General features: G+C 72.6%; 17 protein-coding genes and 1 pseudogene. 9 read left to right on the top strand and 9 right to left on the bottom strand.

The window, feature by feature from the left end:
* Positions 1-45: 45 nt before the first annotated feature.
* Entirely contained in the window at positions 46-384 is a 339-nt protein-coding gene (locus tag ACFWIC_RS31255) for a nuclear transport factor 2 family protein (RefSeq protein ID WP_380363009.1), read from the bottom strand.
* Positions 385-788: 404 nt separating this feature from the next.
* On the opposite strand from ACFWIC_RS31255, the gene ACFWIC_RS31250 reads away from it, so the two are divergent.
* The 4 genes from ACFWIC_RS31250 to ACFWIC_RS31235 all read left to right on the top strand — a co-directional run bounded on the left by ACFWIC_RS31250 (position 789) and on the right by ACFWIC_RS31235 (position 5,486).
* Positions 789-1,265 (top strand): hypothetical protein, encoded by a 477-nt coding sequence (locus ACFWIC_RS31250; protein ID WP_329879555.1) that lies wholly within the window; start codon positions 789-791, stop codon positions 1,263-1,265.
* A 428-nt stretch (positions 1,266-1,693) separates the two neighbouring features.
* Positions 1,694-3,091 (top strand): pyridoxal phosphate-dependent decarboxylase family protein, encoded by a 1,398-nt coding sequence (locus tag ACFWIC_RS31245; protein WP_380520576.1) that lies wholly within the window; start codon positions 1,694-1,696, stop codon positions 3,089-3,091.
* Between the two features lie 1,712 nt (positions 3,092-4,803).
* Positions 4,804-5,301, top strand: coding sequence for a hypothetical protein (locus tag ACFWIC_RS31240; RefSeq protein ID WP_380520575.1), 498 nt, complete (start codon positions 4,804-4,806; stop codon positions 5,299-5,301).
* A gap of 56 nt (positions 5,302-5,357) precedes the next feature.
* Complete coding sequence (locus ACFWIC_RS31235; RefSeq protein WP_380520574.1) at positions 5,358-5,486, top strand: hypothetical protein; 129 nt, start codon at positions 5,358-5,360, stop codon at positions 5,484-5,486.
* Positions 5,487-5,796: 310 nt separating this feature from the next.
* On the opposite strand, the gene ACFWIC_RS31230 is transcribed toward ACFWIC_RS31235, so the two are convergent.
* From ACFWIC_RS31230 to ACFWIC_RS31205, 6 genes are all read right to left on the bottom strand, one after another.
* Complete coding sequence (locus tag ACFWIC_RS31230; protein WP_329881578.1) at positions 5,797-6,084, bottom strand: helix-turn-helix domain-containing protein; 288 nt, start codon at positions 6,082-6,084, stop codon at positions 5,797-5,799.
* A 557-nt stretch (positions 6,085-6,641) separates the two neighbouring features.
* Complete coding sequence (locus ACFWIC_RS31225) at positions 6,642-7,322, bottom strand: class I SAM-dependent methyltransferase (RefSeq protein WP_355401299.1); 681 nt, start codon at positions 7,320-7,322, stop codon at positions 6,642-6,644.
* 1 nt (position 7,323) lies between these two features.
* Complete coding sequence (locus ACFWIC_RS31220; protein WP_380520573.1) at positions 7,324-8,508, bottom strand: nitroreductase/quinone reductase family protein; 1,185 nt, start codon at positions 8,506-8,508, stop codon at positions 7,324-7,326.
* A 95-nt stretch (positions 8,509-8,603) separates the two neighbouring features.
* Complete coding sequence (locus ACFWIC_RS31215; protein ID WP_329881581.1) at positions 8,604-9,461, bottom strand: SDR family oxidoreductase; 858 nt, start codon at positions 9,459-9,461, stop codon at positions 8,604-8,606.
* A 53-nt stretch (positions 9,462-9,514) separates the two neighbouring features.
* Positions 9,515-10,558: a 3-oxoacyl-[acyl-carrier-protein] synthase III C-terminal domain-containing protein gene (locus tag ACFWIC_RS31210; RefSeq protein WP_355401304.1), complete on the bottom strand. Its 1,044-nt coding sequence runs from the start codon at positions 10,556-10,558 to the stop codon at positions 9,515-9,517.
* Between the two features lie 43 nt (positions 10,559-10,601).
* Entirely contained in the window at positions 10,602-11,438 is an 837-nt protein-coding gene (locus tag ACFWIC_RS31205; RefSeq protein ID WP_380520572.1) for a prenyltransferase, read from the bottom strand.
* Between the two features lie 371 nt (positions 11,439-11,809).
* On the opposite strand from ACFWIC_RS31205, the gene ACFWIC_RS31200 reads away from it, so the two are divergent.
* The 5 genes from ACFWIC_RS31200 (at position 11,810) to ACFWIC_RS31180 (ending at position 18,886) form a co-directional block, all read left to right on the top strand.
* Entirely contained in the window at positions 11,810-13,048 is a 1,239-nt protein-coding gene (locus ACFWIC_RS31200; protein ID WP_380520571.1) for a cytochrome P450, read from the top strand.
* A gap of 199 nt (positions 13,049-13,247) precedes the next feature.
* Positions 13,248-15,869 carry a methyltransferase domain-containing protein gene (locus ACFWIC_RS31195; protein WP_380520570.1) on the top strand — a complete coding sequence of 874 codons (2,622 nt, stop codon included), beginning with the start codon at positions 13,248-13,250 and terminating at the stop codon, positions 15,867-15,869.
* 672 nt (positions 15,870-16,541) lie between these two features.
* Positions 16,542-17,000: a MarR family winged helix-turn-helix transcriptional regulator gene (locus ACFWIC_RS31190; RefSeq protein ID WP_380361270.1), complete on the top strand. Its 459-nt coding sequence runs from the start codon at positions 16,542-16,544 to the stop codon at positions 16,998-17,000.
* 26 nt (positions 17,001-17,026) lie between these two features.
* Positions 17,027-18,481, top strand: a complete 1,455-nt coding sequence (locus ACFWIC_RS31185) for an MFS transporter (protein WP_380520569.1) — start codon at positions 17,027-17,029, stop codon at positions 18,479-18,481.
* Positions 18,482-18,592: 111 nt separating this feature from the next.
* Positions 18,593-18,886 (top strand): DUF1330 domain-containing protein, encoded by a 294-nt coding sequence (locus ACFWIC_RS31180; protein WP_329950651.1) that lies wholly within the window; start codon positions 18,593-18,595, stop codon positions 18,884-18,886.
* A 267-nt stretch (positions 18,887-19,153) separates the two neighbouring features.
* Here ACFWIC_RS31180 and ACFWIC_RS31175 read toward each other — a convergent pair.
* Together ACFWIC_RS31175 and ACFWIC_RS31170 are read right to left on the bottom strand one after the other, a co-directional pair.
* Positions 19,154-19,315: pseudogene (locus tag ACFWIC_RS31175) on the bottom strand (metallophosphoesterase family protein); the annotation flags it as partial.
* Positions 19,316-19,432: 117 nt separating this feature from the next.
* The gene (locus ACFWIC_RS31170) at positions 19,433-23,224 is read right to left on the bottom strand and encodes a hypothetical protein (protein ID WP_380520568.1); all 3,792 of its coding nucleotides are present in this window, start codon (positions 23,222-23,224) and stop codon (positions 19,433-19,435) included.
* Positions 23,225-23,460 lie beyond the last annotated feature (236 nt).

Below are 23,460 nucleotides of genomic sequence, written 5' to 3'. Positions count from 1 at the left end.
CGCCCCCGGCCGCGCCCCCGGCCGCGCCCCCGGTCCCGGCCTCGTCTACGCCCTGCCCCCGAAGAAGACCTGCACCTCACGGATCAGGCCACCGCGCACCGTGATCGCCTCCACGTTGCGGTACCGGCCGCCGGCGCTGAGCTCGTACTCGTAGTGGACCAGGACCAGTTCCTCGTCGGCGGGTGTGACGTGCAGCAGTCGCTGCTCCCGGAAGCGGTCGGCGGTGGGGAAACACCGCTCGAAGAAGGCGGCCTTGTCGATGTGGTCGTCCTGCGGGCTGGTGAAGGTGAAGTCGTCGGCGTACAGGGGCAGCGCCGCGTCCCGGTCCTGCGACCGGTAGCAGCGGAAGGCCGCCTCGACGACACGTGCGGGGACGGTGCTCACAAGGACCTCCATGGTCGGTTGTGCCGGGTGCGGCGGTTGTGCAGGGTGCAGCGGGCGCGGCGGGTGTGGCCTTCGTGCCGGGTGGGGCCGGGGGAAGGCCCGGGAAGACCCAGCAGACATACCCCGCCCGTCGCCCGGCACGACCGGAGGCCCGGAACGCGTGGGCGTCACGCGAAATTCACAGACCGGGGTCTACTCGCATAGACGGCGGTGGGTCATCCTGATGCCGCACCGTTTCGCACCCAGCTCCCCGTACGCCGAACTTCGCGCGTCCCGCTGCCCGGGCGGTCCCGCCGCCTGCCTGCCGGACCTCGCTCACCCGCCGGACCCTGGCCCGGTGCGGGTCCGGTCGGCGGCAGCCGGGGCCCGAGTCCGGCGTCCACCACCCTCACCGGGAGACGCAGATGAAACCACGCACCGCAGCCACCGTCGTAGCCCTGGCCCTCGCGGGCCTCGCCGTGTCGGCGCCCACGGCCGGCGCCAGCGGTACCAAGCTGTCGCAGTCGACGGCCGCCGGCCAGTTCAGGAACGCCGGCATCACCTGGAGCTCCAGCGGCGGATGTACCACCCGGTCCAACTCCACCTGCACCTCGTTCGAACAGATCAACTCGGGCACGGTGAGCACGATCATCACCCTCAAGCAGTCCAGCGGCTGCGCCATCAACATCACGGGCGGGACCGAGGTGGGCCACGCCTCCGGAACCTACAGCCACTACAACGGCTACAAGGTCGACATCTCCCGGAGCTCCTGCATCGACGGCTACATCCAGAACAGCTTCACCTACATCGGCCTCCGGGGCGACGGTTACCCGCAGTGGAAGGCCGCCTCGGGCAACCTGTACTGCAACGAGGGCAACCACTGGGACATCCTGGTCTACTGACCCCGGTACCCGCACCCGCGCCGGCCCCACGGCGAGTCGGCGCCGACTCGCCGTGGGGCCCGACCCCCGGGGGAGCCGTTCCGGGCCCGAAGTGCGCCACATCGGTCTCGGCGACCTCGTCAGGCTCCGGGTGGGTGCGGTCGATCCGCGGGTGTGCCCCGGGGACGTGCACGGACTCGCCCACCGAGTCGAGCCGGCGCCTGGCGTCCATGTCGACCGGGTTGGCGTTGGACCGGGCGAGGTCACGCTCGGGGCGGTGGGCAACGACCGTGAAGGGCCCGCAGGACTCACGGGCTTCTACCCGCCTGTGGTTCCTGCGGCCACGGTCCGGCGAGGTCCTGAGGGGTCCTCGCCTGGTGGGTTGTCAGGATCCCTCGTGCGGGACGTAGTGCTGGTTGGGGGAGCGGGCTCGGCTCTAGGCTGTGGGTATGCATCCTCGACTCGGTGAAGACCTCGACCGCCTGCGCGAACTCCTCGACGCGGTGAGTGATCGTGCCGCGCACGTGCTCGCCGGCATCGGGGACCGTCCCGTGGTGCGGGCCGGTGACGGGACGACCGTTGCCGGGTTGCCGCTCCCGGTGGAGGGTAGCGGCGCCGACGGCGCGTTGAAGCTGTTCGCCGAGCGGTGGGAGCCGGGCTTCAGCGGCAGTGCCGGCCCGCGCTACCTCGGCTTCGTCACGGGCGGCGCGACCCCGGCGGCCCTCGCCGGCGACTGGCTGACGTCCGCCTTCGACCAGAACGTCAGCAACCGCATCGGCTCGGCCGCAGCAGACCTGGAGCAGGAGACGGTCGGCTGGCTGCGCGGTCTCTTCGGACTGAGCGAGGCCCACACGGGCGTCTTCGTCAGCGGCGCGACCATGTCGAACCTCGTCGGCCTCGCCGTCGCCCGCGAGTGGGTGGGGGAGCAGCGCGGCGTCAGCGTCACCCGGGACGGACTCGCCGCTCTCGGGCCGGTCGAGGTCCTGTCGGGCGCCGCGCATTCGAGCATCGGCAAGGCGCTGTCCGTGCTCGGGCTCGGCCGGGGCGCGCTGCGGCGGGTGCGGACGCTGGAGGGCCGGGAGGCGGTCGACGTGGGGGCGCTCGCCGATGAACTGGCGGCGCTGGAGGGGCGCCCGGCCGTGGTCGTCGCGAACGCGGGCACGGTCAACACCGTCGACTTCGACGATCTGCAGGCGATCGCCGCACTGCGCGAGCAGTACCCGTTCTGGCTGCACGTCGATGCCGCGTTCGGCGCTTTCGCAGCGCTCTCACCGGCCCACGAGCACCTCGTGGCCGCCCTGGACGCGGCCGACTCGGTCTGCGTCGACCTCCACAAGTGGCTGAACGTCCCGTACGACGCCGCCGTGCAGTTCACCCGCCGCCAGGACCTGCAAGTCGCCGCCTTCCACAACACCTCGCCCTACCTCGGCGCCCCGACCGCCGACCCGGACCCCGTCCACCTGGCCCCCGAGAACTCCAGGCGGCTGCGCGCCCTGCCCACCTGGTTCGCCCTGACCGCCTACGGCCGCACGGGACACCGCGAGATCGTCGAGCGCACCTGCACCGAAGCGGCCCGACTCGGCACGGCCCTCGCCGCGGAACCGGCATTCCGCCTGCTGGCACCGGTGCGCCTCAACGTCGTCTGCTTCACCCTCGCCGGCCACCCCGCACAGGACGACATCGACGCACTGCTGCGCCGCGTCGCGGCCTCCGGGGAGGCGTTCCTGACGCCGACGGTGTTGGACGGGGTGCCGGCCGTTCGAGCGGCCTTCAGTAACTGGCGCACCTCTGCCGCGGACACCGACCGCGTCCTCGCGGCGCTGCGCGCGGCGGCCGCCGCGCACTGACCGGCGGCGCCGCAGTACTTCGTGCCGCACGCGCCACCTCCGCCGGCCGGGCAACAGCCACGACCCCTTCCGGGCGGATGCGAAAAGCGGACCGCTCGGCATTCAATCAGCGGGCCGCCGGCTCGGTGGGTGCCGACATGCGAGTCTCCCTTGCTATGAGCAGCGGCGCGACGGGCATACCTGTCCGACGGAAAGCGACGCTCTGCGAGACGAGATCCCTGCGATCGTCCGACAATCTCCTGACCGTATTTCTGGTCACCGGGGAGCGCCGACGGGGCCGAGCGGCTGACAGGCGGCCGCCGGCGTCTCACAGGGCCGGTCCGTGATGCCGGTCCAGCAAATCGGAGAGAAGCGGACCGGCCGCGTCGTCACGCTCGGCATGCCGTCGAATCCCGATGGCGGGACTGTGATGGACCGGATTCGCCCGGAACAGCTGCCGCCCACCTTGAGCGACTTCCGGGCCGGAGCGACTGCAAACCCGTTCAGGATTGAGCGACCGGCCTGACGGGTCCCTCGGGGCGGGCCGGGAGCGGTCCGCCCCACCCTCTCACCGGTACTCGGCCGACCTCCGAGCCGCCGGCCTGACCGGTCGGAAAGGCAGGCGGGGGAAAGCACGTCGTATTTCGACCCTGACCTGTCCAGCGGAGTCCGTACACCGCACCGTCACTCGCCGTGCCGAAGCAGGCAACACCATGACGCCCACAGGGAGGCCTGCCACTTTACGGACCACCAGCGGAACCTCGCGCCTGCCGGCGATGACCACCCAACTGTCCTGAGCATGCTGACTCGCGCACATCACCACGACCGGACTCCCCTTGGCCCTGCTCACCAGTGCCGAACGCTCCGAAGAGCGGTTGAACAAGCCGCGGACCCGGTGCTCGGAGCCGTGAACTGACACCGTCACCTCGACGGTTTCCGGCGTAAGACAGGCCTCAAGGCGCCACTGATCACCCGCCATGCCTACCTCCAGCGCCTTCGGAGACACGGCCCGACCTCCCAGGCCCTACGAACGATCCTCGCACAGCAAGGCCGACAGTCGACCATTCGTCTAATGGATCATCAGAAAATTTCCCCAGGGCTCATGTGGCGACGCCAACCCGGGTCTCCGAGGACGCTGCAGCCCGGTGCCGGCGCTGCCGATCAGGGCGTCCGCGGCCGGCGCGTGGCACAACCCGTCCGCCAGGGATCGTCGTCGGGTCCCGTCTGACGGCGGCCCGCCCGCTCGATCGCCGCAGGTGCGCGAGGGAGTGCCGGGGCGCGGAACCGGTTGTCCTCGCGATCGGCGGGCTCCTCCACCCGCGTGGCCACCTGTCTGTTAAAACGTCCGAGCGAGGGCGGTGATCGCCACGGTCGGTGGCGGCGACCGTGGCGGGGCCCTGCGGTGGTGGCTGACCGTGTCTCCGGCCGCGCCGCGCTGTGGGAGGGCGGAGCGCGGGCCCTGTGGGTCGGTGGCGGGTGTGTGCTGGTGCAGGCTATTCGTGGCGATCATCCCGCCATTCTGAGACGACGGTCCCTTGCTTGATAGGCGGATCTCGGTATTCCGATTGCGGTACCGAGTATCCGGCTGCGCCGGAACATCGGCGTCAGCCCGCAAGTATCGTGCAGCATGCCGAAGCGCAAGGTCCGTGCGGCACGAAGGATCGACAAAAAGAACGGCAGGGCTGAGATCCATGGCACACTGGTGAATTAAGTGAAGTCGGAAGGTGGAGGAAATGGAAGACGATCTCCTGCTCTCATCGGTTCTGGCAGATGCTCGTCGATCGTACGGTTCGCTCGGTGACCCGGATTTCGCCTTCGCCACCCGAACTTACCGGCAGCAGCCGTACAAGGCCCTCGTCGATAACCTGTCGGCTTTCGCAGAGGTCAGGGACAACACCCATCTCGACGGCGACGTGTGCTTCTACTACGAGGTATTGGCAGCGTCGGGCAGCTGGCATCTTCTACTGTCCATGGTGGGGCCCTATGCCATGTTGTTCAGGGCTCCGCGGGCCCACTGGTGGTCGTCGCGAGTGGTTCTGACTCCGATCGTGGACGACTTCAGGACGGGCGAGGTTCGGATCCATAGTCTGCTCTCGGAGCGGGGGTTCACCTTTCTTTCGGGACCGCAGTCGAAGATTTCTGTCGAATTCCCGGAGTGGCCTGGTGGCCCGCTCGAGAAAGGTCCGTTGTTTCGGATTCTCTTCAGTGACGTCTTTGAGCTCGCGTGGTGATGCCATGCGGCGGCCGGAGCAGGACATTACGACTGCCGCCGGCCTGCCCGGTTGGGGTGCCGGCGGGCGGCTGGTCGTTCCTGGAGCAGGCGCTGCGTGCCGAACTCGACGGCGAGGGCGGGTGGTTCGACACCTCCGAGATGACCGTGGACGAGGTCGTCGACGCCGTGCTCGCGAAGGGCTGAGCGGCGGTTCGATGTGGGCGTGGTCCGCCCGGAGTCTGCGGAACCGCACCACACGTCCCCGGTGCTCCGGGCCGGGCGCGACGACGGACCCGCTGTCGATGGCGTCGAAGCGCTCGACGGCCGGGGCCGGGCCCGTCGACGGGGTGGCCGACGCGCGGAGAGGTGCTGCGCGGCAGGGCAGGGCCGTGCGGTGCACGCTCTCGTGTCCTCGCCGGGACCACGGCCTCACCGCCGTCGGCGGTGAGGCCGTGGTCCGTCCGGCTGCTGTCGGCCGCCGTGCCGTGCCGGGGCCTGGCGCGGAGCACGGGCCTCAGCCCTCGGGACGTTCCGTCGCCTGCCACCACCCCGCCAGTTCGTCGATGATCGGCAGCACGGAATGGCCGCGTGGTGTGAGCTGGTAGGACACCCGGGGTGCGGAGCCGCCGGCGTTGTGTACCGTGCGGGCGACCAGGCGCATGTGCAGGAGGCGGCGCAGGGCGCGGTCCAGGGGCTTGTTCTCGGCCATGCCCGTCGAACGCGCCAGGTCGTTGTGGTAGTGCGGCCCTCCGGCGAGCTGGATCAGCACGGCGAAGACCCACTTGCCGGAGAGGATCCGCACGGCCTCGTACGCGTCGTGGAAGTGTCCGTGTTCCTGGGGCGGTGTGTCCGGATCTGCTGCTGCGCCGGGTCTTCTTCCGGCCGGCTCGCCACGCTCCGCCGGCTCCCGTCCGCCGGGAGCCGGAACCCGGTCGGACTGGGGGGCTCCACCGGGTGGTACGGAGGCCCCGGCCGGAGCGCGGTCGGAAATCGGCAAACCCCTCTCGGAGGCGAGGGCTTGTCCCGGCCGTTTCCCGGGGCGCTGCGGTGGGGGGTACCGGCCGCCGTTGCGCCTGTCGTCCTTCGATGTTTGGAGCGTGCGTGCCACGTTCGTCCGATTTGGACCGAACACCGAGTTTCCCCCTCACGGTGGTCCACTTCGGGCCACTCAGGAACGAGTGTGCCCGCACCAGCTCACGTGCGAATACAATGCCGTCTCGACAAGTCCTTACTGACAATTACACGACAAGCATGTCTGCGGCATTGCAGTGGGTCAACGGTTCGGCGGGGCCGGGGGATTGTCCCGCCATGGCGAATGCCGGGCAGCCCTTCCCCGTCGATCACAGGGCTGCGTCCTCTTTATCCCGTTCGCGCCCAGAAGAGCGCCACCGAGCCTGTCACCACGACTTCGTGCTCGGGGAAGACGGCGGCGAGGGCCGCGTCGAGGTCCTCCGGTCGGTCCAGCCGGTTGGACATGATCCCGTGCCGGTTGGCCAGGCCCAGCTGGAGCCGAGCCGATCGGTTGTGGTCGACCCCCGAGCCCGGGATGGTCGCGCCGAACAGCGTGCCGCCCGGCTTCAGCACCCGCCTGGCGTGTTCGAGGACCACGGCCTTGTCCGCGAGCGTCCCCGGCAGGCAGTGCAGCAGGTGGCACATGCCGACGGAGTCCACTGACCCGTGTGGCAGTCCCCACGGCCGCAGCACGTCGGCCCGGTGGAGCCGCGGACGGTAGCGGCGCAGGCGCCGGTCCGCCGCGGCCAGCGACGACGGGTTGAGGTCCATCAGCGTGAGGTCAGGCGCCGGGACGGGGAAGCGGCACTCGTCGAGCAGCACCCCGGAGGCGACGCCGACGTCCAGGTGGTTGCCCGAGACGTGCCGGTCGTAGAGCGCGACGAGGCGCTCCTTCGGACAGCGCCAGGTGAGCGGGGAGTTGACGCGGTAGACGAGGGTGTCGTAGATCCGCAGGAAGGACCGGGTGTACAGCGCCTGGCCCGCGTGAACGGCGAGGGGGGAGGGGGAGGCTTCCTCGGGGGCCGGCACCTCAGCTGTGCTCCGGTCGCGGGGACAGCCGGACCAGGGGGATCTCCCGCGTCGTGCGGCGCTGGTAGTCCGCGTACCCCTCGAAGCCGCGCACGACGCGCGGCCACGCGGCGGCCCGCTCCTCCGCCTCCAGCACCCGCGCCCGCACCGCCTGCACGCGGCCGCCGACGCGCAGGACCGCGTCCGGATCGGCCAGCAGGTTGCGGAACCACCGGGGATCGCCGGACGACCCCCGGTACGACGCGACGACGATGACGTCCGCCCCGTCGCGGAAGGTGAACAGGGGGACGGAGTACGGCGCGCCGTCGCGGGGCCGCACGGTGGTCAGGATGCCGACCTGGTTGCCGAGCATCCGCCCGCCCAGCCGCCCGCCGGTCCGCTCGTACAGAGCGATGTGCACCGCGTTGTTCACGCGCTGGGCGAACCGCCCCCAGAGGGTCACGGTCCGGCCGGTCCGTCGGCCGGCCGGGGCTGTCGTCATGGCGGGACCCTTCTCGTCGGCGGCGCCGCGGTGGTGCGTGCCGTGGTGGTGCGTGCCGTGGTCGAGCGCGGGCCTGGGTGCGGCGGGACCCCGGGGGGTGCCGTCGGCGCCGCGGGCGCGCTCGGCCAGGAGCGTCGGCACCACCCAGAACGCGTGGACCAGCGCGAGGCGTTCGAGGCTCGCGCCCCGGGCGCGCATCAGCGACAGGCTGCCGCCCAGGCCGGCGGCGGCGCCGGTCACGGCCGCGTTGCCGGTCGGTACGTGGGCCAGGCCGTACAGCAGGGTGGTGGCGGCGGCGGCCCGGCCGGCGCCGAGCCGGCGTGTGAGGCGGCCCTGCACCAGGCCCCGCCAGAAGAGCTCCTCGGCGGGGGCGATCACCAGCAGCAGGTGCGCGCACATCCGCAGCGGGTCCGCGGTGGCGGTGAGCGCCCGCAGGGACTCCGCGTCGGCCGCGATCCTGGGCACGGCGCGTCGCACCACCGCGTCGAGCAGCACGCTCCCCGCGACCATGCCCGCGCCGATGCGCAGGGCCGTCACGACGTCCTCCCGCCCCGCGGACCGGTGCCGGGCGGACGGTTCCACGACCGACGCGGCCAGCCCCAGTGCGCCGTGCGTCAGCGCGAGCGTGCTCCAGTGCGCCCGCCGCGGCCCCCTGAACGCCGCGGCCAGCCCGGCCGCACCGACCAGCACCCCGGCCGCCGCCACGCGGGACCCCGTGTCCGACGGCCGGACGGCGGAACCGGTCCGTGCCAACCCGGCCCCCAGCGCACGGATCCCGCGCCCGGGGTGCGGCGCCGCGGTCATCGGCGGGTCCGGTCGACCGTCGGCGGGTTCACGGGCCGTGGCGCGGGATGCCGGATCGAGGGGAAGTGGCTGCGCACCCACGCCGACCACAGCCGCGCGGGCACCATCCGGCTGAGCGGCAGCAGGACGCGTGCGTCGGCTCCCACCGGGTAGCGCAGACGAGGACGGCTCTCCGTGAGCGCGCGCATCACCACCGACGACGCGTACTCGACGGAGGCGCCGCGCGGCAGCCGCTCGGCCATCTGCCTCGCCAACTCGGACACCAGGTCGCCGTACGCGCCGGAGGCGTACTCGTTCTGCTCCGGGACGTTGTCCGCCCAGCGGGAGTTCACGGCGCCCGGCAGTACCAGGCTCACCTCGATGCCGAACCGGTGCACCTCCAGCCAGAGCGCCTCCATCGCGGCCTCCAGGGCGAACTTGCTCGCGTGGTACGCGGCGCCCACGGGCAGCACGATCTTTCCGGCCAGGGAGCTGACGTTCACGATGCGTCCGTACCCGCGCTCCCGCATCCCCGGCAGGACGAGCTGGGTGAGTGCCACCGGACCGAAGACGTTGGTCTGGAACTGCCGGTCCCAGCGATCCAGCGGGACCTCCTCGAAGGGGCCCAACTCGCCGTAGCCGGCGTTGTTGACGAGCGCGTCGACCCCGCCGTGCTTCTCGTCGAGCTCCTCCACCACCCGGTGGCGGGCCTCGGCGTCGGTCACGTCCAGTGCGCGCACCAGGCAGCCCGCGGCTTCGAGTTCGGCCAGCGACTCGGGCTTCCGGGCGGTCGCCACGGTGGTGAATCCCGCGCGGACGGCCCGAAGGGCGACCGCCCGGCCGATGCCGGAGGAGCAGCCGGTGATCAGCACCACCGGCGGCGCGCCCGGCCTCCCGCGTACGGACCCGGCAGGACCTCGACCGCCTTTCACAGGACCACCCCCAGGGAGAAGTCGGCGCTGACCCCGGGGCCGAAGCCCGCGATGACGCCGCGCGCACCCGGCCGGGCCGCCCCGTCGTCCCAGAACCGCGCCAACGAGTCGAAGATCAGGACACTCGCGGTGTTGCCGTGTTCCGAGAGCGCCGCCCGGCTGAACCGGTGGAGCGCCGGATCGATGTCGAGGAACCGGGTGAGGTCGTCCAGGATGCGCGGGCCACCGGCGTGGGCCAGGACGAAGTCCAGCTCTCCGGTGCTCCAGCCCGCCTCCTCCACCACCTTGCCGATGGCCGGAGTGACTGCGCGCATGGTGTGCCGGACCCGGCTGTCCAGGCGGAAGTGGAATCCGGTCTCCCGGACGTCGTAGGAGATCCAGTCCGCGGTGCTCGCGATGGTCTCGGACGCCGACCGCTCGATCCTGAGGCCCGAGCGGGCCGTGCCGCGCATCACCGCCGCGGCGAAGCCGTCGCCGAAGAGGCCGGCCGAGAGGAGCGCGCCCACGTCGGTATCGGTCGGCTGGTAGCACAGCGAGCACAGTTCGAAGGCCACGATCAGGACGTTGCGGTCCGGATGGGCCCGGCAGTAGCGGGCGGAGGCGCTGATCGCGCCGCTGCCCGCGGCGCAACCGAGCTGCGCGAGCGGAATCTGGTCGACGTCGGTGGAGAACCCCAACTCGTTGATCATCCAGACGATCGGGGACGGCATGGTGAAGGCCGTGCACGACACGAAGACCACGGCGTGGATCTGGTCGCGGGACATCGCGGCCCGCTCCAGCGCCTCCGTGACCAGGGCCGGCAGGTGGGTGCGCACCGCCTCCCAGTACAGGCCGGTGCGTGCGGCGACGCCGGGGTGGGCGAGGGTGAGGTCCAGGGGCTGGAGGAGACGACGGGTGCGCACCCCGGTGTTCTCGATCAGACGCAGGACGGTGTCCAGGCGTGGATGCCGCGGATGCAGCCGGCGTGCCGTCGCGAGCGTGTCCGCGAGGGTGACCTCGTGCTCGGGGAAGTGCACCGCTGGAGGGCACAGGACAGACATTCGGTGACCACCTCGACCACGGTCGGAGTTATGTGATGATTCGTCATATCCATACGGCCAGGGAGAGCAGGGCGAAGACCGACGCCAGCAGCCGCGGCAGGTGCATCCACGACGGCATCGTTCCTCCCAGTCGGGACCGCGTCACCCCGACGACCAGCCAGGCCGCGTAGGGAAGGGTGGCCAGGGGAGCGGCGAATCGCCAGGAGTCGAGCGCATGCGCGACGAGGACGAGGCACGGGTACGGTGCGAGCACGAACACCGCGTAGCAGATCTTGGAGGCGCGCGGTGACAGTGCATGGGCGAGGGTGCGCTTTCCCGCCCTGAGGTCCTCGACACTGTCCCGCAGATCGTTGTGGAACATCGTCGCGGCGAAGAGGAATCCCGCGGCGACCGCCGCCATCACGGCCGCGAAAGGCAGTTGCTGGACATTGACCCAGATCACGACGGCCACGACGTAGAAACCGCAGACGACGAAGTCCATGAGTTCGCCGAGCCCGTGGTGTCCGAGCGGGACCGGCCCGCCGGAATACACCAGCACGGCGAACGAGAGCGGGAGCAGGGCCAACGACCACGGATTCGCCGTGTACAGCAGCCAGCCCAGCGCCAGGATTCCGGCCGTGAAGCAGGCCAGGCCGACCGCCCGTACGCGCTGCATGGAAAGGCCGGTGGCCAGGGCGCTGCCTCGCCGGGCCGTTTCCGGCACGTCCACGCCGCGCTTGAAATCGTCGTAGTCGTTGAGCAGGCGCCGGGAGACGGACTCCGGCACGAACAGGGCCAGCGTGAGCAGGGCCCTGCTCGTGGAGAGGGGGCCGAGGTGGCGGGCCACGGAGAGTGCGAACAGCACCTGGAGCAGCACCACCGCGGTCATTTGCAGCCCCATCGCCGAAACCCACGCCCGCACCCGTGGGAGCGGGCGTGCGGAAGTCGGGGGAGCGGCGGTCGAGGGCTCGGACCTTTCCAACCGGGATTCCGGCATTCTTGATTATTCCCCCTTGGCGGACGGCCCTGGAAAACGGGTCCGAGTGCGACGTCGTCGGGTTCGCCGTGCGCTGGAACGAGCGGTGGCCGCGGTCCCCGGCCGACTTCCGGACACCCGGCAGATTGAAGTCGCGCAATGCGCCTCCGTCCAGAGACACCGATGTCCGGTGGGGACACCGGTGACCCCTGCGAACCCGGCACCGGCCTGTTAGTGTCCGCCGTCATCGGCCCGGTGGAGCCGGGAAACGGACTTCCGGACAATGGGGGTGGGGCATGAGTACCGAGAGCCGCGACGGGGGGCGTGCGGAGAAAGAGGGAACCGGGCAGGAGCGGCCCTATCCGTTCACGCCGGTCCATGCGCTCGACCTGCACGAGCTCTACCAGCGGGCGCGGACGAGCGAACCGCTGTGCCCGGTCCGCATGCCGTACGGCGATCCGGGCCTGCTGGTCACCCGCTACGAGGACGTCAGGACGGTGTTCACGGACCCGCGCTTCCGCCGGTCCGTGCCGGAGGGCACCGACCAGCCCCGGGTCACCCCCGACCTGGTGCCGCTGGGCCTGATGGACATGGACCCGCCCGACCACCCCCGCATCCGCCGCCTCATCGCGGCCTCGTTCACCGCCCAGCGCGCGGAACTGATGCGCCCGTCGGCCGAACGGCTGGCCGCCTCACTCGTCGACACGATGGTCCGGACCGGGCCGCCGGCCGACCTCGTCCGGGACTTCGCGGTCCCGTTCCCCATCGGTGTCATCTGCGACCTGCTCGGGGTCCCGTACCGGGACCGCCACCGGTTCCACGGGTGGGTCACGGAGGTCAACCAGCTCGTCGGCGGCGACAACGGACAGGCCCGGATCGAGAGCATGGGCGAACTCCTGGCGTACATGGGCGGGTTGGTCCAGGCTCGGCGTTCAGAGCCGGCCGACGACCTGATCAGCGAGTTGGTCGCGGCCCGTGACCAGGACGACCGGCTGTCCGAGGACGAACTGGTCTTCCTGTGCATGCTGCTGCTCATCGCCGGCTACGAGACCACGGCGAACGAGATCGCCAACTTCGCCTACGTCCTGTTCACCCACCCCGACCAGCTGGCGCTCCTCAAGGCCCGCCCGGAACTGCTCCCCGACGCCGTCGAGGAACTGCTCAGGTTCACCCCGCTCACGGTCTGCGCCGCCTACCCGCGCTACGCCACGACCGACGTCGACCTCGGCGGCGGCACGGTGCCGGCCGGCCGGCCGGTGCTGACCTCGACCAACGCCGCCAACCGGGACCCGGGGATCTTCGACGGGCCCGACCTCCTCGACCTCACCCGTTCCACCGCCCGCCAGCACCTGGCATTCGGTCACGGCCCGCACCGCTGCGTGGGCGCGGCCCTGGCGCGGATGGAGCTCCAGGTCGCGCTGGGCGTACTGCTGGCGCGGATGCCCGACATCGGGCTCGCCGGCGAGCCGGACTCCGTGAAGTGGAAGACCGGTCTGCTCTTCCGGGGACCCGAGACCCTGCCCGTCACATGGTGAACCGCCACCGTCCGCCCGGACGAACAGGAGGCCCGCTGACCTTGGACACCGCACCCGTAGCCACCGCACCCGAACTCTCTGCCTTGATGGCGACCGCGCCCCACCTCCCCGCGCCCCAACTCCCGGCGCCCGCAGCCGCCGTGTCCCTCCGCCGCCCCGCCGGCCCGTCGTACGGCGCCCGCGAGGGGAGCGAGGCCCGGTGACCGGGCAGCGCAGCGACCCGCGAGCCGACGGGTCCGGGCGCACGGCGGAAGAGGTCCTCGCGGCCGCACGCGCGGCCCTGGCCGACCGGCAGGACGAGGAGGCCGACGCGAGCGTCGACGGCGCGGCCGGAGACGTCCACGGGGAAGCCGTCGGCCTCCTCGTGCACCGCCTCCTGGACGCCGTCGACCCGGTCCGGGAAGCGAAGCAGCACGAGTGGATCACCGCTCGGCAGAACGCCGACGGAGGTTTCCCCCGACAGGTCGGCGGGCCCTCCGACCTGTCCACGACCGTGCTCACCCACCTCGCCCTCCAGGCCCTCGGCCGTACCGCGGACCACGCGGTCCTCGACCGCGCCGCGCGGTTCACCGGGCGGCACGGCGGCATCCGGGCGCTGGAGCCCGAACCCGCCCACCTCCTGCTGGCGATCACCGGAGCGGTCGGCTGGAACGCTCTCGGGCTCCTGCCCCCGGAACTGCTCGTCCCTTCCCGGGCCCCCGCCGCCGGCGGCTCGAACGGCCCTTCCCGGGCCCCCGCCGCCGGCGGCTCGAACGGCCCTTCCCGGGCCCCCGCCGCCGGCGGCTCGGACGGCCCTGCTCGCGCGCTCGCCGCTGCGGTCGGCGTGCTGGGATCCGTCCGCCCGGTACGCGAACTCCCCATCGAAACAGAGCCGTTGCGGGTCGGTCGGCGCGAGCGCGCCGGCCTGCGCCGAGCCGCGGTCACCGCCGTGCTGCGCACCGCCCACGCCCTCGGCCGGACCGCTCCGCCGCCCCTGCGTCGCGACGCGCTGGGCGAGGCGGAGCGCCTCCTGCTCGACGGGCAGGAGAGCGCCGGGAACTGGGGCGGCGACCGGCCGCACACGGCCGTCTGCGCGCTCGCCCTGTGGGCCCTGGGCCACGGCACCCGGCACCCCGCCGTACGCGCCGCGCTCGACGCCCTGGCCCGGCAGGACGTCCTCGCTCGCCCGGCGGCCGCCGTGGACGCCGCCGTCGTCCTGCGGGCCCTGGCCGCTGCGGGGGAGCGGGCCGGCTCGGACCCGGCGGTGGACCGTGCGCTCGACCGGCTGCTGTCCGGCCGGGACGGCGGCACGGCCGACCGGCCCGCCCTCGCCCCCATGAGCGTGTCCGACGTGGCCGGCACCGCGCTCGTCCTCACCGCCCTGCATGCCGTCGACGCGCCGCGCGCCCGCGAGGTGGACACCGCCGTCGCCGAAGGCGTCCTGTGGCTCCTCGGACGGCAGTCCGCGAACGGTGGCTGGTCGCGCGACGGCATCCACCGCTCCGCTCGGCCCGGCCGGTGGGCCGCGGCCGGCCCGGGCGTCGTCGCACCCCCGGCGCCGGGCGTCACCGCCCACGTCGTCGAGGCGCTGTGCGCCGAGGGATACGGCTGGCATCCGGCCGTGGGCCGCGCCGTCCGCCTCCTGCTGGCGCAGCAGGCCGTCGAAGGGTTCTGGAACGACGGCCGAGGCGGCCGACTCCGCGAAACCTCCGAGGTCCTGCTCGGGCTCGAAGCCGCCGGAATCGGAGCCGGGCACCTCGCGGTGGAGGGCGCGATGGAGTGGATCTACCAGCAGCAGAACCCGGACGGCGGGTGGAGCGAGGACACCGCGGGAGCCCCCGGCACCCCCGGACGGCCGAGCGACCCGGGTACGGCGACCCCGGCCACGGCTACGCCGAGCACGGTGGCGCAGACCGCCCGGTGCGTCATCGCCGCCCACACCACCGGGGTCCTCGACGGGCCGCGCACCGACGCCGCCGTCGCCTTCCTGCTGCGTCACCAGCGGCGGAGCGGCGACGGACCTCCCGCGAACGTCCGCGCCGACGCGCTCGCGCTCTGGGCGGTCGCCCTGCACACGCGCCGCTCCCGGAAGTCCTCCGGGACCCCCACGATCACCGGCGGTCCCGCCACGGCGGAGCCGGCCGAGTACGACTCCTGGTCGACGCTGTGGTGGCAGCGCCGGGGCCCGCTCGCCATCCTCCACTGGTGCGCGCGCACCCGGGCCGAGCACATCCCCCCGGCCCGCAGCCCCGGCGCCGTGCTGGTCGACGTGGCCTGCGGCGGAGGTCTGCTGCACCCGCACATCGCGGACAAGGGCTACCGCCACATCGGCGTCGACGTGTCCGTCAGGAGCGCGGAGGTGGCGCTGCGGCACGGCGTCGACGAGGTCCTGATCCACGACATCCACGACATCCCGCTTCCCGACGGCTGCGCGGACGTCGTCGTGGCCGGGTACTGCCTCGAACACGTGGCGCGCCCCTTCGACGTGATCGCCGAGTGCTGCCGGCTGCTCAAGCCCGGCGGCACCCTCGTCATGGACACCATCGCCGAGACCTTCCTGGCCCGGCTCTCGGTCATCACGCTGGGGGAAGGCCTGCCGCTGACCTGGGCCGCGCCCAAGGGCTCCCACGACCACCGGGCGTTCATCGCCCCCCGCCGGATCGTCGAGGCGTGCGCGGCCCACGGCGTTCCCGTCGACGTCTTCGGTGTCGTCCCGGTCGTCCGGGACCTCGTCTCGTGGTCCGTGGGACGCGGCTACGGCGTGCGGATGCGCAGCGGCAAGTCCGTGAGGATCCTCTACGGCGTGGCCGGCGTGAAGCCGCTGCAGGACGGGACTCCGTGAGCGGCACGCCCGGCGTACGGACGCGGACGGAGCCGTGCTTGACCCGGCCTGGCCGGGCCGGTACCGCAGGGCGCCGAACGGCTCCCGATCGCACGGTGTGGAGGTATCCGGTGGCCGTCGCACCGCACGGGCACTGACGACGGTGCACGGCCTGTGTGGGGCAGACCGTGCACCGCCACTCCCGTCTGCCCCACGAGCCACAGGGCATGCCTCCCGCCTGCGGGAAGGGCCGGCGAAACGTGTTCGGGGAGCCCGTCGTACCGCAGGTTCGCGGGCCGTCGACCGTGAGGTCGTGGACGGCCTCGGGCGCGCTGGCGCCGCGTTCGTGGAGTACCTTCACCGCGTGCCGTGCGCCGTCCCGGCCGACGATCATCGACGGATCCATCAAGCTGCCGGACGGGATCGAAGAGGCAACACCCGGCGAGAGCACCGACCTGACTGCCACTCTGGACCGTGAGGTTGTCCTGGTGAGGGGCCTGCGCTTCTCGATCCAGCACGGCCCAGGAATCGTGCCCGGTCCTGGCGTGCCGCGAGGCGCGGTGAGGTGGACCTGTCCCTGATCGGTGTGGACTCCACGACTGTCCGGGCCCACCAGGATGCCGCCGGGATGCGTCGCCGAACCCCGGCCGGGAGATGCATAAAGGATTCATATAAACCTGTTATGCTTCAGGCATGAGCCGCCGAGACGCCGCGCACGGCGCTTCCGATGCCATCGGGTCAGCCCTCTACGGTCTGGCCACCAGGGCCGTGAGACGCCTTCCCCGCGACATGAGCCTGACGTCCGCCGCCACCTTGGCCACCCTGGACAAGACCGGCCCGCGACGGATCACCGATCTGGCGGTGGCCGAGGGCGTCACCCAGCCCGCGATGACCGTCCTGGTGCGGGTGATGGAGGAATCCGGGCTGGTCGAGCGGAAGGGCGATCCGTCCGACAAGCGGGTCACGCTGGTGTGCCTGACCGAGGCCGGCGCGTCGTACGTCCGGACGCGACGCCGGGCGGGCGTCGACGCGTACGCGCGGTTGATCGAGGAACTCACCGGTGACGAGGTCGAGGCCCTGGCAGCAGCCCTTCCGGCGCTGCTGCATCTGGCGGAGCTCGAAAGCCGCACCCGAGAGGACTCGGACCGGTGACCGGGGCCCAGGCTCATGACCGGCCCATGAGCACGGCCCCGATACGTTCCGAGGCACGTCCGCTGGTCCCCGCCCTGATGTTCATCGCCCTGGTCGTGGCGGCGGTCGCCAGCCTCGGGACGCCGCTCATCACCAGCGTGGCGACCACGTTCCACGTCTCCCTCGACAGCGCGCAGTGGACGCTGACCATCGCCCTGCTCGGCGGCGCCGTCGCCACACCCGTCCTCGGCCGGCTCGGAGCCGGCCCGCACCGGCGGGCCACGATTCTCGCCACGCTGGCGATCGTCGTCGTCGGCAGCGCGCTCACCGTGCTGCCGCTGCCGTTCGCCTGGCTGCTCGTGGGCAGAGCGGCCCAAGGCGTCGGACTCGGTCTCACGGCGCTGATGATGGGCGTGGCCCGCGACCATCTTCCCGGGGATCGCAGCGCGGCCACGATCGCCCTGATCTCCGTGGTCTCCGTCATCGGAGCCGGCGTCGGCTACCCGCTGGCCGCGCTGCTCGCCGAGTTCGGCGGACTGCGGGCCGCCTACGGCCTCGGCGTGCTCGTCACCGCCATCGCCTTCGTGACCGCGTGGCGCTCCGTGCCCGCAGCTCCCGAAGGCCGCTCCGCTCACCTGAACGTGGTCGGTGCGCTCGTCCTGGCGGGTGGACTGTTCCTCCTCCTGTTCCTGGCCGGCGAGAGGAGCCTGTGGAGCCGACACCTCGCCGTGGCGGTGACCCTCGCCGTCGCCGCCGTACTCCTGCTCGGTGGCTGGACCGTTTCCGAACTGCGAACCAGGACACCCCTGGTCGACGTCCGGGCGGTACGGCACCCGGCGGTCGCCGGGGCGAACATCGCCACGTTCGTCGGCGGGAGCGGCATGTACCTCCTGCTCACGCTCATCACCCGCTACGCGCAGACGCCGCACGGCGCCGGGTACGGCTTCGGACTGACCACCCTCGTGGCGGGGCTGGTCCTCATCCCGTTCTCCGTGCTGGGGTTCGTCGCCGGCAAGCTCACGCCGCGGGTCCGGACGCGGATCGACGGCCCCCTGCTCCTGGCCGGGAGCGCCGCCGTCGTCGGCGGCGGGTTCGTCCTGTTCGCCACCGCCCGGTCCACCCTGGCCGAACTGCTCGCGGCCATGGGCGTGCTGGGCTTCGGCGTGGGTAGCTTCTCGGCCGCCGTGCCCGGCGTCATCCTGGCCGTCACCCCCAAGAGCGAGACGTCGAGCGCCATGAGCTTCAACTACGTCGTCCGCAGCGTCGGGTACTCCCTGGGCAGCGCCGTCGGCGGTCTGGTCCTGGCCGCCGGCACCGCCACAGGTCGCCTCTTCCCGAACGACGACGCCTACACGACCGCGGCGCTGGTCGGCGTCGCCGCGATGGTGATCACGACGACGGCCGGCCTCGCCCTCGCCCGCCGACGCTCACCCGGGACCAATCCGATCACGGCCCCGGTCGATGTGTCGGGCCCGGGCCGGTCGCGTCGAACGGGAAGCTGAGGATCGACGCCGTCCGACGTCGACGCCGTCTCCGCCGGCTCGCTCACCCACAGCGCGCCGGCCAGGACCTGAGCATGCTTCCGAGCATCGATTCCGAACACAGGAGGTACCGTGGTCAAGGGCTATTGGGTCAGTGCCTACCGCACCATTGCGGACCCCGAGAAGCTGGCTGCCTACAACAAGCTGGCTGGTCCAGCCGTCAAGGCCGCGGGCGGGCGGGTGCTCGTCCGCGGCGGCCGGGTCGTTGCACACGACGCCGGAATCGCCGGGCGCACCGTCCTGATCGAGTTCGACAGCTTCGAACAGGCGGTCGCCGCACACGCGAGTGCGGCCTACCAGGAGGCGCTGGCCGCACTTGCCGACGGCGTCGAGCGCGACTTCCGCATCGTCGAAGGCGTCGACTGACGACGGGGCTGCGTCGGCGGCGAACAGGAAGCCGGCTGCGGGGATCACCCCGGCTCGTCGGCGCACCGGTCCGGCCGGACAGCACGGCGCAGCACCGATCCGGGTCGCCGTGTGAGCCTTTCCCGGATGTCGTGGAGGGGGGCGAGTGTCACGGGTTGTGGTCGCGTTCGTCCCGTGGGGCGAAGGCTGCGAGGGCGTCGGCGTCGGTCGCGCGAGCGTGCAGGAAGTAGTCGGCCCATTCGGTGATGCCGGGATAGGACGAGTCCTGGCCGTCAGGAGGTCGAGAACCTGGGCGGGTTGCGGGCCGGCGGTGATGTCGCCGGTGAGCACGATGTGATCGGCGGTGCTGACGTCCGGTTCGGCGAGTACAGCTTCCAGGGCCGGCAGGACTCCGTGGATGTCGGACAGGACGGCCACTCGGTTCGGCATGGTCACCACTGTGGGACGGAGGCAGCCGAGTGATGTGATCTTTCGCCCAGCGCGTAGCGACGGTGCTGCCCGCCTCGCCCCGGCCGGCGCCGGGGCAGTGGTGCGGCCGGCTTCCGCTCAGCGGCAGACGTCGCCCAGGGTCGCTTCAGGGAAGAGCCCGAACCACCGGTTGGTCCGGCTCAGTTCGCAGACGCGGTCGGCGATCCGGTCCGCGTCCGTGGGCCACAGCCGTAACCCGTCCGATCCTACGGTGAGGAGCGAGCTCCGGTCGGGACTGAAGGCGGCCCCGTGCACGCCTCTGGTGTGGCCGTCGAGCCGTGCGGTGGTCCGCTGCCCGGCCACGTCCCACAGGCAGACCCTGCCGCTGGCGTCCGTGGTGGCCAGGGTGCGGCCGTCGGCGCTGAAGGCGGCGGAGAAGACGGTGTTGATGTGGCCGGTGAGGGTCGCGACGATGCGGCGCTGCGCCACGTTCCACAGGCGTACGGTGGCGTCGGCGCTGCCGGTGGCGAGGGTGCGGCCGTCGGGGGAGTACGCCAGGGCCGTGAGGGCGGCGGTGTCCTCGGGCAGGACGGCGAACTCCGCCCGCGAGGCCAGGTCCCACAGCCGTACCGTGCGGTCGTAGCTGCTGGTGGCGAGGGTGCGGCCGTCGGGGGAGAAGACGGCCCGGGCAACCATGTTGGTGTGCCCCTGGAGGACAGCCGTCGGCCGGTGGGTGGCCAGGTCCCACAGGCGTACCGTGCGGTCGTAGCTGCTGGTGGCGAGGGTGCGGCCGTCGGGGGAGAACGCGACGCTCGACACGCTGCCGGTGTGGCCTTCGAGTGAGGCGACCGGGCGGCCCGACGCGGCGTCCCACAGCCGCACCGTGTTCCCGGAGCTCACGGTCGCCAGCAGCTGTCCGTCCGGGGAGAACGCCAGGTGCATGATGTCCTGGTCGTGTGCCGTGAAGGTCGCGAGGGGACGGGGCGGGTCGGTGGCCCACAGGGTGACGGAGCCTTCGACGTGGCCGACGGCGAGCGTCCGGCCGTCGGGAGCGTAGGCGGCGACGGTCGTGGTGCCGTCCGCGGTGCCGATGGTGGCGGTGGTTCGGCGGGTCCTGACGTCCCAGGTGTGGACGATGTGGTCGGCGGCGGTGGTGGCCAGCTCGGTGCCGTCGGGGGAGAGGGCCAGCGCGGGGGCGGCGGAGTTGGTCTCGTGGAACGTGTCGGTCATCCGCCGCTCGGCCACGTCCCACCAGGCGAAGGTGCCGTCCTGGCCGATCGTCGCCAGGGTACGGCCGTCGGCGGTGAACGCGACCTGGCTCACCTCCTGCGCATGCCCGTCGAGGACGGCCGTGCCGGTGTACGAGGTCAGACTCCACAGCCGGACGGTGCGGTCGGCGCTGCCCGTGGCCAGGGTGCTGCCGTCGGGGCTGACGGCGACCGTGGTGACGGCGCCCGTGTGGCCGAGAAAGGTGTTCGACATCCGGGGGGTGACGGTGTCCCACAGGTTGACGGTGCGGTCGGCACCGCCGGTGACCAGGGTGTGGCCGTCGGGCAGGTACGCCACCGACCGGACGGAGTCGGTGTGGCCGGTGAGGACGCCCTTCGTGCGCCCGGAGGAGACGTCCCACAGCCGGACGGTGCGGTCGGCGCCACCGGTGGCGAGGGTGCGGCCGTCGGGGGAGAACGCCGCCGACCAGACGGCGCCGGTGTGGCCGGTGAGGATGCCCGTCGTGCGCCCGGAGACGAGGTTCCACAGCCGGACGGTGCGGTCGGCGCCGGCGCTGGCCAGGGTGCGGCCGTCCGGGCTGAAGGCGACCGTCATGACGGTACTGCCGTGGCCGGTCAGGGTGGCGAGCATGCGGTGGGTGGCGGTGTCCCACAGCTTCACGGTGTGGTCGGCACTGCCGGTGGCCAGGGTGCGGCCGTCAGGTGAGTACGCCACGGCCAGGACGGCGCTACCGTGACCGGCGAACTGCCTGGACGTGTAGGCGCCGTAGGCGCTCAGCAGACTGCCGCGCGCCTCGGTGGTGCGGGCCGCCCGGTAGCCCTCCAGTGCGACCAGGGCAGCGGTTTCGGGCTCCTTCTCCAGGTACTGCCGGGACTGGGCGGCCCGTTCGTGGGAGACCGCGATCCGGCGCTGCGCGTCGGACTGCGTCTTCTGGACGTACGCGGTCGCGGCCAGCACCAGTGAGAGGACCGTCAGCACGGCCAGCGCGACGACCGTCCAGCGCCTGCGGCGGCTGAGCCGGTCGTCCGCAGTGGTGCTGGCCGCCACGAAGGCGGCCTCCAGACGGTTGAGCGTCGAGCCGCCCGACCGCGAGCAGCCCCGGGCACCGGCGAGCTGCGCGCCGCGGTACAACGCCCCCGGGTCGCGGTGGAGCTCGTGCCAGGTCCGGGCGGCCTGGGTGAGCCGGCGGTGCGCGCGCAGGGCCTCGCGGTCGACGTCCAGCCAGTGGCGCAACCGCGGCCAGGAGCGGATGACCGCCTCGTGGGCGACGTCGACGGTCCCGTCGGACAGGACGATCAGCCGCGCGGCGGCGAGCCGGTGCAGCAGGTCGTCGATGGTCCCGGCGTCGGCGAGGCCGTCGAGTTCCGCGCGGGCCAGGCGGCGGCGGGTGTCCTCGGTGCCCTCGCCCGGGGCGGTGAGCCGCAGGAACAGCATCCGCATGGCCTCCTGGTGTCCGGGCGGAAGGCCGGCGTACACCGCCTCGGCGGTCTGGGTGATGGCTCCCCGCATGCCGCCGGTGGCCTGGTAGTCGGCCAGCCGCAGGACATCCCCGCTGCGCCTGGTCCAGGCCTCGCGCATCGCGTGGGCCACCAGCGGCAGGGCGCCGGGCTGGTCGGTGGCCTCGGAGAGGACGGCCTCCAGCAGTTCGGGTTCCACCACGACGCCCGCTCCGGCGGCGGGTTCGGTGACGATGTCCCGCAGCTCGCCCCGGGTGGGGGTGCCGACCGGCAGTTGGGCGCCGCGGCGCAGGGCGCCCGCGAGTTCGGGGTGGGCGAGGCAGCGGTCGTAGAAGTCGGCGCGCACGCTGATGACGAACCGCACCCGGCCCGCGGCGGCCCGGTGGCCTGCCACGGGGTCGCAGGCCGTGCGGTCGTCGGCCGTCAGGGCCAGGCAGGCCAGGACCGCTTCCCGTTCCCCGGCGTCCGGACAGGTGGTGAAGAGTTCCTCGAACTGATCGATGACGAGGACCGCGCGCCGGTCGGCGGGCTGGGTGACCAGCCAGGTGTCCAGCGCGATCCCCAGCGCCTCGGGCTCGCCGGCCAGGACGCGGGCGAGCGCCTCGGTGTCACCGCCCGTCAGCGCGCAGACCGCCGAGGCCAGTGCGCGCAGCGGGCGGTCGCCAGGGGCCAGCAGGGCGGTGTGCCAGGACTCGTCGAGCCGCGGGAGCAGCCCCGCCCGCAGCAGCGAAGACTTGCCGCTGCCCGAGGCGCCGACGACCGCCGTCAGTCGGTGGCGGTCCACGAGCCGCACCAGATCGCCCACCAGTTCCGACCGCCCGAAGTACAGGCCGGCGTCCGTGGTGTCGAACGGGGCCAGCCCGAGGTACGGGTCGCGAGCCGGAGCGCTTCCGTCCGCACGGTCCTCGCCGCCCGCCTCCGCTCCCGCGGACGGGCCCCGCAGTGCCCGGGAGGCCGCCTCCCAGCGGGCCTGCCACTCCGCCTGCCCGCCGCCGCACACCCGCGCGTAGGCGAGCACCACGGCCAGCGACGGCAGGCGTTCGCCCTTCGCGGCCTCCGCGAGCGTGCTGGCCGAGTAGTGCGAGGCCTTCGCCAGCGCACGGTAGCTCGGGGCACCGGCCCGGTCGCGCAACTGCCGCAGCTCCCAGGCGAGCCGCTCCACCGGGCCGGCCTGCGGGTCCACGAACCGCTCCGGCCTGCCCAGTCGGGCCTGGCGCCTCGTTCCGTCCGGCCGCGCGTCCATGCCACCACCCCCGGGCGGGCCCGTCCCGCCGCACCCGCATCATTGTCCGGATTGAATGTCCTGCCCAGAGAGCCCTTTCGGACAATGCGCATCCACCGCACGGTTGTTGACACGGGGGACGCCTCGGACGGCCTTGCGGTGCGGAGGCCGGGTCCGAGGCGTGTGCGGAGCGGGGGGGGGGGGGGGGGCCCCCGGGCGGCCCCCCCCCCCCGACGAGGGGGGAGGGGGGGGGATAT

The sequence above is a fragment of the Kitasatospora sp. NPDC127035 genome, from assembly GCF_042726075.1.
Lineage (GTDB): Bacteria > Actinomycetota > Actinomycetes > Streptomycetales > Streptomycetaceae > Kitasatospora.
The sequence above is the reverse complement of the archived record's forward strand: the minus strand, read 5'-3'. Positions and strand labels throughout refer to the sequence as shown.